We start from the raw sequence: 15618 nt of genomic DNA, 5'->3' as shown, positions 1-15618 counted from the left end.
CAGTGATGACATCAATGCGGGTGAGGATACCAAACCCTTACGACATGATCAGGCCGCCGTCGATATTGATCGCCTGGCCGGTCAGGTAAGCCGCGTCATCGGACGCCAGGAACGCCACTAACCCCGCGACATCCGAGGGTTTGCCGGCGCGGCGCAATGGGATGTTCTTGACCCATTCGGCCATCAACTCCCCCTTGCCGTAGCGCTTTTCGTCGGTGCTGAGAATCTCGCCCCAGACGCGGTCGTTGTAGTCCCACATCTCGCTTTCGATGATGCCGGGGCAGAACGCATTCACCGTGATGTTGTGCCGCGCCAACTCCAGCGCCAGGCTCTGGGTGATGCCGATCACGCCCATTTTGCTCGCGGCGTAGTGCGGCGTGTAGATAAACCCCTGGCGGCCCTGGCCGGATGACGTGTTGATCAGCCGTCCGCTGCCTTGTTTGACCATGTACTTGGCCGCTTCCCGGCACCCCAGCCACACGCCGGTAGTGTTGACCTGTAGCACCTTGTCGAAGTCGGCGCGGGGCATGGTGTCGTAGTGGTCGATGGTGATGATGCCGGCGTTCTGCACCGACACGTCGATGCTGCCAAAGCGGGCATGGCCTTCGCGGTAGAGCTTTTCGATGTCGCTTTCGTCTGTGACGTCGATGCCCAGGGCCAGGGTGTCCACGTTGTATTCCTGGGCGAGCTGGTTAGCGGTAAAGGTCACGCGTTCCAGATCGTTGGAGGCCAGTACCAGGTTGGCGCCCTCTTGGGCGAAGCGCTCGGCAATGCCGGCGCCGATGCCACGGCAGGCGCCGGTGATGACGATGGTTTTACCGCTGAATCGTTGCGACATGATGAACTCCTACCAGCACACAAAGCCGCCATCGACCAACAGGTCGACACCGGTGCAGAAAGACGACGCCTGGCTCACCAGGAAGATCGCCGGGCCAACCATTTCTTCCACGCTGGCCATGCGGCCCATGGGCGTGGTCTGTTCAAATATCTTCACCTGGTCGGCCACTTCCGGCCGCGAGTTCATCGGCGTGGCGGTGTAGCCGGGGCTGATGCAGTTCACGCGCAAGCCCTTGTCGGCCCATTCCATCGCCAGGCTTTTGCTCAGGTGGATCACCCCAGCCTTGGAGGTGTTGTAGTGCGCCTGCAACAGGCCACGGTTGACGATGCTACCGGACATGGAGGCGATATTGACGATGGCGCCTTTGCCACGCGGCAACATCACCGCGGCCTGGGCCTGGCAACTGAGGAAGATGCCGGTGAGGTTGATGTCGAGGGTGGTTTGCCAGCGTTGCAGTTCCAGGTCTTCGGCAGCCTGGGCGTTGGCGATGCCGGCACAGTTGACGGCGACGCTGAGTTCGCCGAGTTCGCTTTCGGTGCGGGCGACGGCCGCATCCAGGGCGGCACGTTCGGTGACCGTGCCGCTGAGGGCCAGGGCGCGACGGCCGAGGGCTTGGATGCGTTCGACGGTGCTGGCGATACCCGGGCTGCCGGGTAGATCGAAGCAGGCTACATCGGCGCCGGCTTCGGCGAGGCCGACGGCGATGGCTTGGCCGATGCCACTGCCGGCGCCAGTTACAAAGGCGACTTGGCCCTGAAGACTAAAAAGCTGCATGAAATACTCCATTGTTGAAATCACAGTGGGACCCCTGTGGGAGCTGGCTTGCCTGCGATAGCGGTCGTTCAGTCACATCTTCGGTGGCTGGTACACCGCCATCGCAGGCAAGCCAGCTCCCACAGTTGATGTGTGTTGTCTTTGCTCACGCGGTGGCCATTTCCATCACTGACACCGGTGTGGCTTCACCACGCTCCAGAATCCCCATCTGCCGTCCCCGGCTCATCACCATCACCCGATGGGACAATCCCAGCACCTCATCCAGGTCCGAACTGACCACTATCACCGCCATGCCCTTGGCCGCCAGGTCTGCAATCACCTCATAAATCGCCGCCCGCGCACCCACGTCGATGCCTCGAGTCGGCTCGTCCAGAATGAACACCTTGGGATTACGCGCCAGCCATTTGGCAATGATCACTTTCTGCTGGTTACCGCCGGACAGGCTGGAAATCCGCGACTGCGGCGCGCCTTTCACGCCGAGTCGAGCCACCGCCGTGCGAGCGAATTCGCGCAGCGGGGCAGGGAACACCCAGCCGCGTTTATCCAGCAGGTCGGTGTTGCCATAGATCAGGTTGTCTTCGATGCGATGTTCCACCACCACGCCTTGCTGCTTGCGGTCCTCGGGCACCAGCACCACGCCGGCCTGGATGGCTTCGAACGGCGAGCGCAACTGACGCACCTCGCCATCCAGCACCATAAGCCCCTGAATGTCCTGGGCCGCGCCGGCAATGGTGCGCACCAGTTCGGTCCGCCCGGCGCCGACCACGCCGGCAATGCCGAATACCTCACCGGCGCGCACGCTGAAATCGATGCCGTGCAGGGCGAATTCACGGCAGCTTAAATCCTTGACCTGCAACATCACTTGGTCCTGCGGCGGTTGCAGCGCGGGGAAAATTCGCTCCAGGCTGCGTCCGACCATTTGCTCGACCAACTCACGCACCGGCACCTGGGCCGTGGCGTGCAAGGCAATTTGGCGACCGTCACGCAGTACCAGCACGCGGTCGGCAATACGCGCGATTTCTTCCAGGCGATGGCTGATGTAGATAAACGACACCCCCTCAGCCTTGAGCCGTTCCACCTGTTTGAACAGCAGCTCGGTCTCTTCCCCACCCAACGCCGCGGTGGGTTCATCGAGAATCAACAGGCTCGCCTTGAGGGTCAGCGCCTTGGCGATTTCCACCAGTTGCTGCGCCGCCACGCTCAGGCCTTCGACCTTGCGCGACGCCGGCACCTTGAGCCCCAGGCGTTCCAACTGGATCTGCGCCTGGGCTTCCATGTATTCGCGGTCCACCTTCCCATAACGCATGGGCAGGCGGCCGACGAAGATGTTTTCGGCGATCGACAATTGCGGCAGCAGGCGGATTTCCTGATGGATCAGGCCGATCCCGGCGCTCAGCGCGGCCCCCGGCGAACCCGGTGCGTAAGGCGCGCCGAGCCAGGTCATGCTGCCGCCGGCTTCGGGCTGCACAAGCCCGGCGATGATCGACGACAGGGTGGATTTACCCGCGCCGTTCTCGCCGAGCAGGGCCAATACTTCGCCGGGGCGAATGTCCACGTTGACCTGCGACAGGACCTGCACCGGCCCGTAGGCCTTGCTGATATTGCGCAGGCACAACACCGCTTCGGCGGTGTTATCCAGAGCTGCTGCTCGCATGACGACCTCCAAGGTTTACGGGTGCTGTTGCAGGAACGGCGCGACGTTGTCTTTGGTGGTCAGCACGGTGGGCAGCAGTTGTTCCTTGGGCACGTCTTTGCCGGCCTTCAGGTCAATCGCCGACGCCACCGCCAGGCGGCCCATCTTCTGCGTCTGCTGGGTCATAGTCGCGTTCAGCACACCGCTTTGCACCGCCTTGAGCCCGGCGACGTCACCGTCAAAACCAACCACCACGACCTTGTGATCCAGGTTGCCGACTTTCACTGCCTGTGCAGCGCCCAACGCCATGGCATCGGCACGGCCGAAAAACACGGTGATGTTCGGGTCACGCTGGAGCAAGTCCTGGGCCACGGCGAAGCCTTTGTCCTGGGCCCATTCGGCGGGTTGCTGGGCGACGACTTTGAGGTCCGGGAAGGCTTTCAAGCCTTCTTCGAAGCCTTTGGCTCTATCGTTTTCAGGGGTGGTGCCGAGCTGGCCTTGCAGGATCGCGATGCGGCCCTTGCCGTCGGTGATCTTGCCGACGTATTCGGCCAGCGTCTTGGCACCTGCCACGCTGTCGCTGGCGATAAAGGTATCGCCCGGCGCGTCAGGGGCGTTGCGGTCGACGGCGATCACCGGGATGCCGGCGGCCTTGGCGGCTTTGACTGGCACACCGGCGGCGGTCGCACCGGCAGGGATGTAGATCAGCACGTCGATCTGGCGGGTGATCAGGTCTTCAATCTGGCTGACCTGGGTAGACGAGTTGCCCTGGGCGTCCACGGTGATCACCTTGATCCCCTTGGCCTTGCCCTCGGCTTCCACCGATTGCTTGATCTGGTTGAAGAAGTCGGCCTGCAGGTTGGCCACGGCGAGGCCGATGGTCAGGTCCTTGGCCCAGGTGGTGCCGGCAGCGGAAAGGGTGGCGGCAGCGAGAGCGGTGGCCAACAGCAGTTTCTTGGGGCTGAACATGTCGGTGACTCCTGGTTTTATTGTTGGAGGGTGTCAACTGTCGAACAGGTTTTAACGGGCAGTGCTGGAGCGGCGTCGCAGGGTGTCGATGGTCACGGCGAGGGCGATCACCACGCCGATCACCACTTGTTGGATAAAGGGCGAGACGCCCAGCAGGTTGAGGCCATTGCGCAGCACGCCAATGATCAGCACGCCCACCAGGGTGCCGCCGATGCTGCCGACGCCACCGTTAAGGCTGGCGCCGCCAATCACCACGGCGGCGATGGCGTCCAGTTCCAGGCTCAGGCCGGCGCTGGGTTGCGAGGAATCGAGGCGCGCGGCCAGGGTCACGGCGGCGATACCGGCGAGGGCGCCACTGATGGCGTACACCCACAACGTAATCGCGCGCACCTTGATACCCGACAGCCGCGCAACTTCCGGGCTGCCGCCCATGGCGTACAGGTTGCGGCCACCGGCACGAAAGCGCAGGAACACCCAGGCCACTACCAGCATCACCAGGAAAAACCCGACCGTCGCCGAGAGAAAACCGAAATGCCGCACCGTGGCCAGATTGGTAAACCACTCCGGGTAGCCGACAATCTGCCGGCCTTCGGTGAGGATATTCGCCAGGCCACGGGCCACCGACATCATGGTCAGCGTGGCAATGAATGGCGGCAACTTGGCATAGGTAATCAGCGCGCCCGACACCAGCCCGGCGAGCATGCCGGTGGCGATCGAGATCGGAATCGCAAAGCCCAGCGGCACGGCCTGATCCTGATAGAGCCAGCCGAGCATCATCATTGAGAAGGCCAGCACCGACCCTACCGACAGGTCGATGCCGCCGATCACGATCACGGCGGTCATGCCAATCGCCAGGATGCCCAGCACCGTGACCTGATCAAGGATGTTCAGGCCATTGCGTAAAGAGAAGAAGAATTCCGAACTGAAGGAGAAGACCAGCACCAGCAGCACCAGGCCGATCAGCGGGCCGCCGATGTTGCTGGGGAGCAGTTTCACCAGCCGTGGGCGGTGGGGCGGCTTGAGTTCGGCCGGGTGCTGGACAATAGCTTTGGCGTCCACAGTGTTCTCCTGATTTATTTTTTTTGGAGTGCTTTCAGGCGGCTTGAATATTTATGCGTGCCTGACTGTTAATTCAGATTCCAGTGCCACCGTGTCAAAGTCAAGCGCTTAATTTTTCAGGTATGTCTCTAGAACGCTGCTTTCACCGGGCGCAAAGCCACGGGATAGAGTGGTGCGCGTGGGATTTTGGCCGTTTGTCCGAGGGGTCTTTCCGAGTTTTATTTCATTTTTCCACCGTCCGCTTACTTGACCTGCGGGGCGTTCGGCGTCTAAATAGAAATATATTGTCACTGCTGAATAAATATTCAAACACAGCTTTCGGCACTTTCACCTCGCGTGGTCAGCCCACAGGAGCCGCTGCATGAATGCCTTCCAGTACGACGCTCACCAGATCAAAGAACAGGCCCGCCTGATCCGGCGCCACGTGATCCGCCTGAATGCCGACTCTCCGGCCGGCGGGCACACCGGGGCCGACCTGTCGGAAACCGACATCCTCGCCACCCTGTACTTCCGCATCCTCAATACCGGTCCGGAGCGCACCGAAGACCCGGAGCGGGATATCTACATCCAGAGTAAAGGCCACGGCGTCGGCGGCTTGTATTGCTGCCTGGCCCAGGCGGGCTACATCCCCACCGAGTGGTTGCCTACCTACCAGCACTTCAATTCCCACTTGCCCGGCCACCCGGTACGCCAGAAAACCCCCGGCATCGAACTGAATACCGGCGCCCTCGGGCACGGTCTGCCGGTGGCGGTGGGGCTGGCGTTGGCGGCGAAGATGTCCGGCAGCAAAAAGCGCATCTATGTGCTGACCGGCGACGGCGAGTTGGCCGAGGGCTCCAATTGGGAAGCCGCGATGGCGGCGGCCAAGTACGGCCTGGATAACCTGTTTGTGATCGTCGACAAAAACAAGCTGCAGCTGGCGGGGCTGACGGCCGACATCATGCCGCTGGATCCGCTGGACGTGAAATGGGCCGCCTTCGGCTTCAGCGTCAGCGAGTGCGACGGCAACGATGTGGGTCAGTTGATCGCAGCCCTGGAAAGCATGCAGACCAAGACCGGCGCGCCCCAGGTGCTGATCGCCCACACCATCAAAGGCAAGGGCGTGTCGTTTATCGAAGCTCGCCCCGAATGGCACCACCGTGTGCCCAAGGGTGATGAAATCAACGCAGCACTGGAGGAGTTGAACCATGGCGAGTGAACATTTGGCGAGCGTCATGGTGGACGCCTTTATTGCCGCCGTTGATGCCGGGCTCGACGTGGTGCCGGTGGTCAGCGATTCCACGTCCACCGCCAAGATCGGGCCGTTTGCGCAGCGTTTTCCCGAGCGCCTGATCAACGTTGGCATCGCCGAGCAGTCGCTGGTCAGCGTGGCGGCGGGGCTGGCATTGGGCGGTAAGATCGCCGCCACCTGCAATGCGGCGCCGTTCCTGATTTCGCGGGCCAATGAACAGATCAAAGTGGACGTCTGCTACAACCAGGCCAATGTGAAGATGTTCGGTCTGAATGCCGGCACCAGCTATGGCCCGTTAGCCAGTACCCACCACAGCCTCGACGACATTTCGGTGATGCGTGGCTTTGGCAATGTGCAGATCTTTGCCCCTGCCGATGCCGTCGAGTGCCGGCAGATTGTCGATTACGCGCTGCGGTATGAGGGGCCGGTGTACATCCGTCTCGACGGCAAGGCCTTGCCCGACGTTCATGGCGCCGATTACCAATTCAAACCCGGGCACGTGGATATCCTGCGCCAGGGTGCAGACCTCAGCATCGTCGCTTTGGGGTCGGTGGTGCACGAAGCGGTCGACGCGGCGGCGTTGCTGGCGGAGCAGGGCATTGAGGCGCAGGTGATCAACCTGTCGTCGATCCGCCCCTTGCAGCGTGATGTGCTGTTGAGCGCGTTGCGTGGCACGCGCGCGGTGATCACTGTCGAAGAACACAACATCAATGGCGGTGTCGGCAGCCTGGTCGCCGAAGTGCTCGCCGAGGCCGGCCTGGGCATTGCGCTGACTCGCCTGGGCATCGGCGATGGCGAATACGCCGCCGCGGGCGCCCGGGAACCGACGCGCGCCTTGCATAACATCGACGTGGCTGGGATTGTGGCGGCTGCCACTCGGTTGCGGTGAACGTCATGAATAATCCTACGCCGCTGATCCTGGCGATAGATGAAGGCACCAGCAACGCCAAGGCGGTGCTGGTCAACGAGCTCGGGCAGGTGATAGCACGCGGCTCTCGGCCATTGAGCATCATTCATCCACAGCCGGGTTTTTCTGAGCAGGATCCGCTGTTGATCTGGCACAGCACCCTGGCCGCCATTGAAGAATGCCTGGCTCAGGTGGATCGGCCAGTCACTGCATTGGCCATCAGCAACCAGCGTGAATCGGTGGTGGCCTGGGATCGACATACCGGTGAAGCACTCTCGCCGTGTATCAGTTGGCAGTGCCGGCGCTCCACGGCGTTATGTGCCCGGCTGCACGCGCAAGGTCATGAGGCGCTCGTTCTGGAAAAAACCGGTTTGGCCCTCGACCCGATGTTTTCCGCCGGCAAGTTTCGCTGGATTCTCGACAATCTGGAAAATGGTCATGCCCGCGCTGCTGCGGGTGAGATCTGCCTGGGCACGGTCGACAGTTGGCTGCTGTGGAAACTCAGCGGCGGCCAGGTATTTGCCACCGACTATTCCAACGCCGCGCGCACGCAATTGTTCAACCTGCACACCTGCGCCTGGGACCCAGAGCTGTTAGCGCTGTTCGCCATCCCGCTGGCGGCACTGGCGCCGATTCGGCCCAGCGCCGGCTTCTTCGCCGAAACCGTCGCGGTGGGCGGCTTGCCCGCCGGCATCCCGGTGATGTCGATGATCGGCGACTCACACGCCGCACTCTACGGGCAGGGTGGTTTTGCGCCCGGCCTGGTGAAAGCCACGCTTGGCACCGGCTCATCCTTGATGACGCCCATGAGCGGCCCGATTGCCTCCACTCACGGCCTTTCGACCACACTGGCCTGGCACGACGGCGGCACACCGACCTTCGGCATGGAAGGCAATATCGTCCACACCGGTGCCGCCGTGCAGTGGGCTTCGCGGCTGGTGGCCGGGGAATCCCTGGACGCCTTGACGGAGCAGGCCGCGCAACTGCCCGACAACGGCGGCGTGTATTTCGTGCCGGCGCTGTCCGGGCTGGGCGCGCCACATTGGAAAGCTGACGCACGCGGGTTGATCTGCGGGCTGACCGAAGCCACGTCCGGCGCACACATCCTGCGTGCTTCACTGGAATCCATCGGTTATCAGATCCGTGATGTGTTCGAAGCGATGCAGCAGGACATCGGCAGCCCGTTGAAGGAGTTGTGGGTGGATGGCGGCGCGACGCGCAACCGCTGGCTGATGCAGTTCCTGGCCAACCTGCTGCAACGCCCGGTGGTGCGCAGCCTGTCACCGGAGGTGTCGGCATTGGGCGCGGCGCACCTGGCGGGCAGGGCGTCGGGAGTGTGGGCGAGTGATGAAGCGCTGGGCGCGTTGGAGCGCCAGCGGGAGCGGTTTGAGCCGCAGGAAGATCCGGCGATGGCGGGGCGTTATGGCGAGTGGAAAAAGGCCTTGAGCCGTACTCTTCTCTAACTATTTATGCAGCCTAAAAGTGTGGGAGCTGGCTTGTCGAATCGTCGCACCGCTGCGATAGCGGTTTTTCAGCCAATATTTTCATTGCTGACCCACCGCCATCGCAGGCAAGCCAGCTCCCACAATTGATCGAGTTGTGCCTGTTATTCGCTTAAGGCTTCCAGGTCTGCACATCCTTCGCATCCACCGCCTTGGGCAACAACCCCGCCTTGAAGAATGCATCGGCAATCTTCTGCTGTTCACCCAACTGATCGATCGTCACCGGCTGCACCTGATAACTGCGGTGTGCATTCGCCGCTTCAACCGTGGCGACATCCAGATTGCCCCACAACGGGCCGAGCACTTTAGCCGCGTCCTGCGGGTTGGTTTTCACCCACTTGCCCGCTTTTTCCAAAGCGTCATACACCACCTTCAACGCGCCCCACGATAGCCTGGGCCTCGGCGCTTATGCCGATGGAAAAAGCCAGCAACCCGATTACTGCGGCGAGGGGACGACGTATGGACATGGTGTGCTCGATCTCTAACGAAATAGATTTGAGCTTAAGGTTCTAAAAACTATTCGCTAAATACTCTTTCGATCTTAGCTTAGGGCGCTTTTTCCAGGTTCCGACGAATTGGGCATAACCATAGAATTATAGGGTTCTTTCATAATTTCTCGTCATTAATATAATCGAATTAACTCTACTGCCAGGCCTTGCGCGGGTTTTTGGCATATGCAGCTCTTTTCATTTCTCCCACGCCAAGGTCTTCCATGACGTTCAAGAAACTTATTGTTGCCGCCAGTTTGCTGTTCGCCGCTGCGGCGGCCCATGCCGAGCAAAGCCTGGATATCAGCTACCAGCGTTCGTCCACCTTGTGGATCCTGCTCAAGCAAAATGGCCAGTTGGAACAGCGCCTCAAGCCGCTGGGTTTCACAGTTAACTGGCATGAGTTCAGCACCGGCCTGCTCAGCTCGCTCAACGCTGGCAGTGTCGATCTGCACGCCGATGTGGCCGACGCCTTTGCCCTGTTTACCCAGGCCGCGGACGCGCCGTTGACCTACTACGCCCAGGAAAACTCATCGCCGAGTGCCCAGGCGATCATCGTCCAGGAAAAATCACCGATCCACAGCATCGCCGACCTCAAGGGCAAGACCGTCGCCGTATCCAAAGGCTCGGGCAGCAACTTCCTGCTGATCTCTGCGCTGAAAAAAGCCGGGCTGACGCTAAGCGATATCACCCCGCGTTACCTGAAAGCGCCGGATGGCGGCGCCGCCTTCGCCAATGGCAGCGTGGACGCCTGGGTGATCTGGGACCCGTTTCTCGCCACCCAGCAACTCGATCATCATGTGCGTGTGATCGCCGATGGCAAGGACGGCTTGGCCGACTACAACCGCTTCTACCTGGCCACCACTCAGTTCGCCAACGCCCATCCGGACGTGTTGCAGGTGACCTTCGACACCCTGCGCGAGACCGGCCAATGGGTGAAGGCCCATCCCAAGGAAGCCGCCGAAATACTTGGCCCACTGTGGGGCAATATCGCCCCTGCCACGGTGGAGCGCGCGAACAGTCGCCGCAGCTACGACATCATTCCCGTGAAGGTTGAACACCTCGCCGAACAACAACGCATCGCCGACACCTACTACGCCGCCAAGCTGATTCCCAAGGCGTTGAAGGTCAGCGCAATCACCGTGTGGACACCCAAACCATGAGCCGCCAAATCCATTTATCCGCGTTCCTGTTGAGTGGGCCGGTGGTGCACAGCCATGCGGTGTGGCGCCACCCGGAAACCGTCGGCAATTACCTCGACCCCGAGTATTACGCACGGGTAGCCAAGGTGGTGGAGGAGGGGCTGTTCGACTTCCTGTTCTTCGCTGATCGCCTCGCGGTGGGTGACCAGATGGGCGGCTCCCGCGAGTTCGCCTTGCGCTACGGCGCCCAGGACGCCACGCGCCTGGACCCGTTGCCGATCCTCTCTTACCTGGTGGGCAAGACCACCAAGCTGGGCCTGGGCGCCACCCGCTCCACCACCTATTACGAGCCGGCGCACATTGCCCGTGAATTCGCGACCCTCGACCATCTGTCCAAGGGCCGTGCAGCGTGGAATATCGTCACCTCGATGAACGACAGCGAAGGGCGCCTGTTCGGCAAGGACAAGCACCTGGAACACGACCTGCGCTACGACCGCGCCGATGAGTTTGTCGAAGTCGCGTTGAAGCTCTGGAACAGCTGGGGCAAGGACGCGCTGAAACTGGATCGCGAAAGCGGGGTGCTGGCGGACCCTGAACTGATCCGTTCGGTGCAGCATCAGGGCGAGTGGTTCAAGGTTGAAGGCCCGCTGAATATTCCGCGCACGCCCCAGGGCCGGCCGGTGCTGATCCAGGCCGGTTCTTCGGGGCGTGGCCGGCGTTTTGGTGCGCGTTGGGCCGAGGCCATTTTCACCATTCACTCGCACTTGGCGGCGATGCGCGCGTTTCGTGATGACGTACGTGCCCAGGTCGTGCAACAAGGCCGTGCCGCTGACAGCTGCAAAGTGCTCACGGCGGTGATGCCGTTTATTGGTGGCAGCGAAGCCGAGGCCCGCGCCAAGCGCGACAAGCACAACGCGCTGGCACGTCCGGAGTTGGGGTTGGTGACCTTGGCTTCGCAGCTGAATGTCGACCTGTCGCCATTCCCGCTGTCGGCGACGCTGGCCGAGATCGCTCAGTCGCCCCTGATCCCTCGGGCGGCCGCTGAAAAGCTATTGATGCAAGGCCCGGAAACCACCCTCGAACAACTCGGCCGCATCTTCGCCAGTAGCGTGCGTGTGCCCCAGTTGGTGGGCACGGGCGCACAAATCGCCGACCAGTTGGCCGAGCTGTTCGAGCAGGGCGGTTGCGATGGGTTTGTGATTTCGCCGGGGTATCTGCCGGGCTCGTTCACGGAGTTTGTGGAGAGTGTGATTCCGCATTTGCAGCGCAAGGGGTTGTTCCGCACGGCGTATGAGGGGACGACGCTGCGCGAGCACCTGGGCCTCGCTGATCTCACACGCTGAACGCCCACATGTCATATCCGCAAATCTATCAATTTAGAAGGGACACTTTGCATGACTGATTTCGATTATTTAACCCGTCGTCGCCTGCTCGGCCTGGCCGGTATCACCCTGGCCAGCCTGTCGCTGCCGCGCCTCGGCTTCGCTGCCGACGCGCATGCCGGCCATAATGTCGCCCAGGAACCTGCCGGCACCGGTGAGTTCATCCGCCTCGACGCACCGCGCAAGTTGAAACTCGCCGTCAACCTGAACGCCGTGTGCCTGGCCCCGGTGGTGATCGCCCATGGCCAGGGCTTTTTCACCAATCACAACCTGGACGTGGAACTGGTCAACTTCGGTAACTCCACCGAAGTGCTGTTGGAAGCGATTGCCACCGGCAAGGCCGATGCCGGCGTGGGCATGGCGCTGCGTTGGCTCAAGGCGCTGGAGCAGGGTTTTGACGTGAAACTCACCGCCGGCACCCACGGTGGCTGCCTGCGCTTGCTCAGTGCGGTGAATGGCGGCGTGACCAAACTCGAAGACCTCAAGGGCAAGGCCATTGGCGTGACCGACATGGCCAGCCCGGACCGCAATTTCTTCTCGATCCTGCTGAAAAAACACGGTGTCGACCCGGTACGTGACGTGGAATGGCGTCTGTTTCCAGCCGACCTACTCGGCACTGCGCTTGAGCGCGGCGAAGTGCAGGCGGTGAGCGGTAGCGACCCCTTCATGTACCGCCTGATCAAGTCTGGCGTGGCGAAGGAGCTGTCCACCAACCTGGTGGAGGAGTACGCCAACCTCAGCTGCTGCGTGGTCGGTGTCACCGGCAAGCTGGTGCGTGAAGAAAAGCGCGTGGTCGCGGCACTGACCCAGGCGATCCTCGAAGCTCACGACTATTCGGTGCAACATCCGGAAGAAGTCGCCAAAGGCTTCCAGGCCCATGCGCTGAACACCTCGGTGGAGGAAGTGCAGGCGATCCTCCACGACCACACCCACGGTCACCACGCGGTGGGCGCGGCGCTGACCCAGGAAATCCTCACCTACATTACCGACCTGAAAACCGTCGAGGTGATCAGCAAGAGCACCGACCCGTTGGAGTTTGCCAAGGAGATCACCGTCGATGTCTTCAGCTGATGCAACAACCCTGAACCCCTCCCTGGCGTTCAAAGTCTGGTGGCAGGGCGTGGCGGTGGTCGGGGCCTGGGTCGCCGTTGCGCTGTTGATCAGCTACTGGCCCAACGCGACACGCAACTGGCCGATGACCCAAGGCTTGGCCAACCTGTGTGTGGCTGTGGCGGCGCTGTTCATCGTGCTGAGCCTGCTGGGGCGCAAGCTGCCAGGGCTAGGCCTGCGCTTGCGTAATGCCGGCCCTTGGTTGATCGCCTTGCCGGTGCTACTGGGTATCTGGGAGTTGGCCACCGCCAAGCTGGCGCTGTTGCCGGTGCCGTTTTTTGCGCCGCCCCAGGCCTTGCTGGCGGTGTATCTCGAAGACTATCCGCGACTGGCCGACAGCCTGCTGCATTCGGCGTTGCTGCTCGGCTCGGGCGTGGCCCTGGGCGCGATCACCGGGTTTATTGCCGGGGTGGCCATCGGTTGGTCCACGCGCATCGGCTACTGGTTGCACCCGGTGCTGCGCATCCTTGGCCCGGTGCCGTCAACGGCGTTGTTGCCGCTGTGTTTTTTCCTGTTTCCGAGCAGTTGGAGCGCCAGCGTGTTTCTGATCGCCCTGGCCACGTGGTTCCCGGTCACGGTACTGACTTGGTCCGGCGTGTCGAGCGTGGATCAAGCCTATTACGACGTGGCCCGCACCTTGGGCGCCAAGCAGGGCTTCCTGGTTTTCAAAGTGGCGATTCCCGCGGCCTTGCCCCACGTGTTCGTTGGCCTGTTCATGGGCCTGGGCGCTTCCTTTTCGACGCTGGTGGTGGCGGAGATGATGGGCGTCAAATCCGGCATCGGCTGGTACCTGCAATGGGCCCAAGGGTGGGCCGCCTACGCGAATATGTACGCCGCATTGCTGATCATGGCACTCGCCTGTTCAGGGTTGATCACCGGGTTGTTCCTGGTGCGTGATCGGTTGCTGGCCTGGCAGAAAGGATCAATGAAATGGTAGCCCTGGCACACGCAGTATCGGCGTCGGAAGGCTTGGCGCTGCGCATCGAAAACCTCAGCCATGGCTTTGCCCTGGACGGGCAGCACCTGCCGGTGTTGGAGCGGGTATCTCTGGAGGTAGCGTCGGGAGAGTTCGTGGCCTTGCTCGGACCGTCGGGTTGCGGCAAATCCACCTTGCTGCGTTTGGTGGCCGGCCTGGAACCTGCGGATTCCGGCCGCTTGCTGGCGGATGGTGAAGCCATCACCGGCCCGGACCCGAGCCGCGTGGTGGTGTTCCAGGACCCGACGCTTTACCCGTGGCGCCGCGTGTGGGACAACGTGGCGGTCGGCCTGGAAGCCCAGGGTCTGCTCAAGACCCATTCGGCCAAGGTCGATGAAACCCTGGAAAAAGTCGGCCTGAGTCAGTTCGCCCGTGCCTATCCTCGGCAACTGTCCGGTGGCATGGCGCAGCGGGTGGCTCTGGCCCGCGCACTGGTCAATCAACCGCGCCTGCTGATCCTCGATGAGCCCTTAGGCAAGCTCGACTCCTTGACCCGCATCACCATGCAAAAAGAGCTGATCGACCTGTGGCAGCGCCAGGGCTACACGGCGTTGCTGGTGACCCATGACGTGGAAGAAGCCCTGCTGCTGGCCAACCGGGTGATTGTGTTCAGCGACCGTCCGGCAAAAATCCAGGCGCAATTGAGCATCGATCGGCCGTATCCGCGGCACCGGGATGATCCTTATCTGGTTGACCTGCGGCGCCAGATACTAGGCCTGCTGGGGTTGGGCGGTAGCTGGTAGTCATTCAGGCTCAGCTTCTTTCAGCGCAATGGCCTGGGGCATCGCGCTGAATGCTCCGGCGCGGTCTGCCAGGTAACGCGCCGGCGGCTGGCCCACCGCCTTGCGGAACATGGTGATAAAGCCGCTGGCGTTCTCATAGCCGAGCTCCAACGCCACCGTTTGCACGCTCTGGCCTTTGGCGAGGCGCTGCAACGACAGGATCACATGCAACTGCCGGCGCCAGCGACCGAAGCTCAGCCCCAGTTCCTCCAGCAGCAAGCGCGTCATGCTGCGTTCGCTCATGCCGATGCGCACCGCCCATAGGCCGAGAGTGGCTTTGTCCGCCGGTTCGGCCAACAGACTATCGGCCAGGCGGCGCAGTCGAGGGTCCTTGGGCATGGGCAAATGCAGGGCTTCGATGGGTGCAGCCGCCAGTTCGTCCAGCAGCGTATCGATCAAACGGCCCTGGGCACCCCCTTCGTCATAGAGCTGCGGGAAATTCACCGCCTTGCTGATCAACTCATGCAACAGCCCCGACACGGCCAACGTGCAGCATCGCAGGGGCAGGGCGCATGCGACGCCAGGGTCGATCAACAGGCAATAGACTTCCGCTTCGCCAGACCCGCGCGCCGCGTGGGACGTGCCGCCGGGAATCCACAGTGCACATTGCGGCGGAACGATCCAGATACCCGCTTCGATCTCGCAATGGATGATCCCGCGCAGGGTGTACATCAACTGGCCCTTGCGATGGGCATGTTGCGCATGTTCCCAGGTGTCCGACGTGCTGGTGGCGGTCACGGCCACCACGGCGCGCGGGAACACATCGGCGTCCTTGGCCATCAGCGGGTCGTGCATTTCAAGGCGATGGTGCTTCATGGCGGGGAT

14 protein-coding genes and 1 pseudogene are annotated in these 15618 nt (G+C 62.0%); 8 read left to right on the top strand and 7 right to left on the bottom strand.

Going from position 1 to position 15618, the window contains the following annotated elements; genetic code table 11:
- Window positions 1–37 precede the first annotated feature (37 nt).
- The 5 genes from HU722_RS17460 to HU722_RS17440 form a co-directional block, all read right to left on the bottom strand.
- Window positions 38–838 carry an SDR family oxidoreductase gene (locus HU722_RS17460; protein WP_065872135.1) on the bottom strand — a complete coding sequence of 267 codons (801 nt, stop codon included), beginning with the start codon at window positions 836–838 and terminating at the stop codon, window positions 38–40.
- 9 nt (window positions 839–847) lie between these two features.
- A complete protein-coding gene (locus tag HU722_RS17455; protein WP_065872136.1) occupies window positions 848–1612 on the bottom strand; it encodes an SDR family oxidoreductase in 765 nt (254 codons plus the stop codon).
- 145 nt (window positions 1613–1757) lie between these two features.
- On the bottom strand, window positions 1758–3266 hold the full coding sequence (locus HU722_RS17450; protein WP_065881951.1) for a sugar ABC transporter ATP-binding protein: 1509 nt from the start codon (window positions 3264–3266) through the stop codon (window positions 1758–1760).
- Window positions 3267–3281: 15 nt separating this feature from the next.
- Window positions 3282–4214, bottom strand: coding sequence for a sugar ABC transporter substrate-binding protein (locus HU722_RS17445; RefSeq protein WP_065872138.1), 933 nt, complete (start codon window positions 4212–4214; stop codon window positions 3282–3284).
- A 51-nt stretch (window positions 4215–4265) separates the two neighbouring features.
- A complete protein-coding gene (locus HU722_RS17440) occupies window positions 4266–5273 on the bottom strand; it encodes an ABC transporter permease (protein WP_049712752.1) in 1008 nt (335 codons plus the stop codon).
- 361 nt (window positions 5274–5634) lie between these two features.
- On the opposite strand from HU722_RS17440, the gene HU722_RS17435 reads away from it, so the two are divergent.
- The 3 genes from HU722_RS17435 to HU722_RS17425 are packed head-to-tail and all read left to right on the top strand — an operon-like array spanning window position 5635 to window position 8874.
- Entirely contained in the window at window positions 5635–6471 is an 837-nt protein-coding gene (locus HU722_RS17435) for a transketolase (protein ID WP_065872139.1), read from the top strand.
- Window positions 6461–7393, top strand: coding sequence for a transketolase family protein (locus HU722_RS17430; protein ID WP_065872140.1), 933 nt, complete (start codon window positions 6461–6463; stop codon window positions 7391–7393). The genes HU722_RS17435 and HU722_RS17430 overlap by 11 nt, the downstream gene beginning before the upstream one ends.
- A gap of 5 nt (window positions 7394–7398) precedes the next feature.
- On the top strand, window positions 7399–8874 hold the full coding sequence (locus tag HU722_RS17425) for an FGGY family carbohydrate kinase (protein WP_065872141.1): 1476 nt from the start codon (window positions 7399–7401) through the stop codon (window positions 8872–8874).
- Between the two features lie 151 nt (window positions 8875–9025).
- Here HU722_RS17425 and HU722_RS17420 read toward each other — a convergent pair.
- Window positions 9026–9289: pseudogene (locus tag HU722_RS17420) on the bottom strand (ABC transporter substrate-binding protein); the annotation flags it as partial.
- 336 nt (window positions 9290–9625) lie between these two features.
- Between HU722_RS17420 and HU722_RS17415 the strand changes: the two are divergent.
- Genes HU722_RS17415 through HU722_RS17395 form a run of 5 tightly spaced genes read left to right on the top strand, consistent with a single transcriptional unit; the run spans window position 9626 to window position 14754 of the window.
- On the top strand, window positions 9626–10564 hold the full coding sequence (locus HU722_RS17415) for an aliphatic sulfonate ABC transporter substrate-binding protein (RefSeq protein WP_186752810.1): 939 nt from the start codon (window positions 9626–9628) through the stop codon (window positions 10562–10564).
- Window positions 10561–11886, top strand: a complete 1326-nt coding sequence (locus HU722_RS17410; protein ID WP_065890796.1) for an LLM class flavin-dependent oxidoreductase — start codon at window positions 10561–10563, stop codon at window positions 11884–11886. The genes HU722_RS17415 and HU722_RS17410 overlap by 4 nt, the downstream gene beginning before the upstream one ends.
- A gap of 51 nt (window positions 11887–11937) precedes the next feature.
- Window positions 11938–12996, top strand: coding sequence for an ABC transporter substrate-binding protein (locus tag HU722_RS17405; protein WP_065890797.1), 1059 nt, complete (start codon window positions 11938–11940; stop codon window positions 12994–12996).
- Window positions 12983–13972, top strand: coding sequence for an ABC transporter permease (locus HU722_RS17400; RefSeq protein WP_065872146.1), 990 nt, complete (start codon window positions 12983–12985; stop codon window positions 13970–13972). Before HU722_RS17405 ends, HU722_RS17400 begins: the two co-directional genes overlap by 14 nt.
- Window positions 13966–14754 (top strand): ABC transporter ATP-binding protein, encoded by a 789-nt coding sequence (locus HU722_RS17395; protein ID WP_065890798.1) that lies wholly within the window; start codon window positions 13966–13968, stop codon window positions 14752–14754. The genes HU722_RS17400 and HU722_RS17395 overlap by 7 nt, the downstream gene beginning before the upstream one ends.
- Here HU722_RS17395 and HU722_RS17390 read toward each other — a convergent pair whose 3' ends face one another.
- Window positions 14755–15609 carry an AraC family transcriptional regulator gene (locus tag HU722_RS17390; protein WP_065890799.1) on the bottom strand — a complete coding sequence of 285 codons (855 nt, stop codon included), beginning with the start codon at window positions 15607–15609 and terminating at the stop codon, window positions 14755–14757.
- Window positions 15610–15618: the final 9 nt, after the last annotated feature.

The organism is Pseudomonas tritici, from assembly GCF_014268275.3.
Taxonomy (GTDB): Bacteria; Pseudomonadota; Gammaproteobacteria; order Pseudomonadales; family Pseudomonadaceae; genus Aquipseudomonas; species Aquipseudomonas tritici.
The sequence above is the reverse complement of the archived record's forward strand: the minus strand, read 5'-3'. Positions and strand labels throughout refer to the sequence as shown.

What these genes read in the sequence shown, in the direction of transcription:
- HU722_RS17425 (WP_065872141.1), top strand. Translation starts at nt 7,399, where the DNA reads ATGAATAATCCTACGCCGCTGATCCTGGCGATAGATGAAGGCACCAGC.
- HU722_RS17455 (WP_065872136.1), bottom strand. Translation starts at nt 1,612, where the DNA reads ATGCAGCTTTTTAGTCTTCAGGGCCAAGTCGCCTTTGTAACTGGCGCC.
- HU722_RS17415 (WP_186752810.1), top strand. Translation starts at nt 9,626, where the DNA reads ATGACGTTCAAGAAACTTATTGTTGCCGCCAGTTTGCTGTTCGCCGCT.
- HU722_RS17390 (WP_065890799.1), bottom strand. Translation starts at nt 15,609, where the DNA reads ATGAAGCACCATCGCCTTGAAATGCACGACCCGCTGATGGCCAAGGAC.
- HU722_RS17400 (WP_065872146.1), top strand. Translation starts at nt 12,983, where the DNA reads ATGTCTTCAGCTGATGCAACAACCCTGAACCCCTCCCTGGCGTTCAAA.
- HU722_RS17410 (WP_065890796.1), top strand. Translation starts at nt 10,561, where the DNA reads ATGAGCCGCCAAATCCATTTATCCGCGTTCCTGTTGAGTGGGCCGGTG.
- HU722_RS17405 (WP_065890797.1), top strand. Translation starts at nt 11,938, where the DNA reads ATGACTGATTTCGATTATTTAACCCGTCGTCGCCTGCTCGGCCTGGCC.
- HU722_RS17460 (WP_065872135.1), bottom strand. Translation starts at nt 838, where the DNA reads ATGTCGCAACGATTCAGCGGTAAAACCATCGTCATCACCGGCGCCTGC.
- HU722_RS17450 (WP_065881951.1), bottom strand. Translation starts at nt 3,266, where the DNA reads ATGCGAGCAGCAGCTCTGGATAACACCGCCGAAGCGGTGTTGTGCCTG.
- HU722_RS17430 (WP_065872140.1), top strand. Translation starts at nt 6,461, where the DNA reads ATGGCGAGTGAACATTTGGCGAGCGTCATGGTGGACGCCTTTATTGCC.
- HU722_RS17445 (WP_065872138.1), bottom strand. Translation starts at nt 4,214, where the DNA reads ATGTTCAGCCCCAAGAAACTGCTGTTGGCCACCGCTCTCGCTGCCGCC.
- HU722_RS17435 (WP_065872139.1), top strand. Translation starts at nt 5,635, where the DNA reads ATGAATGCCTTCCAGTACGACGCTCACCAGATCAAAGAACAGGCCCGC.
- HU722_RS17395 (WP_065890798.1), top strand. Translation starts at nt 13,966, where the DNA reads ATGGTAGCCCTGGCACACGCAGTATCGGCGTCGGAAGGCTTGGCGCTG.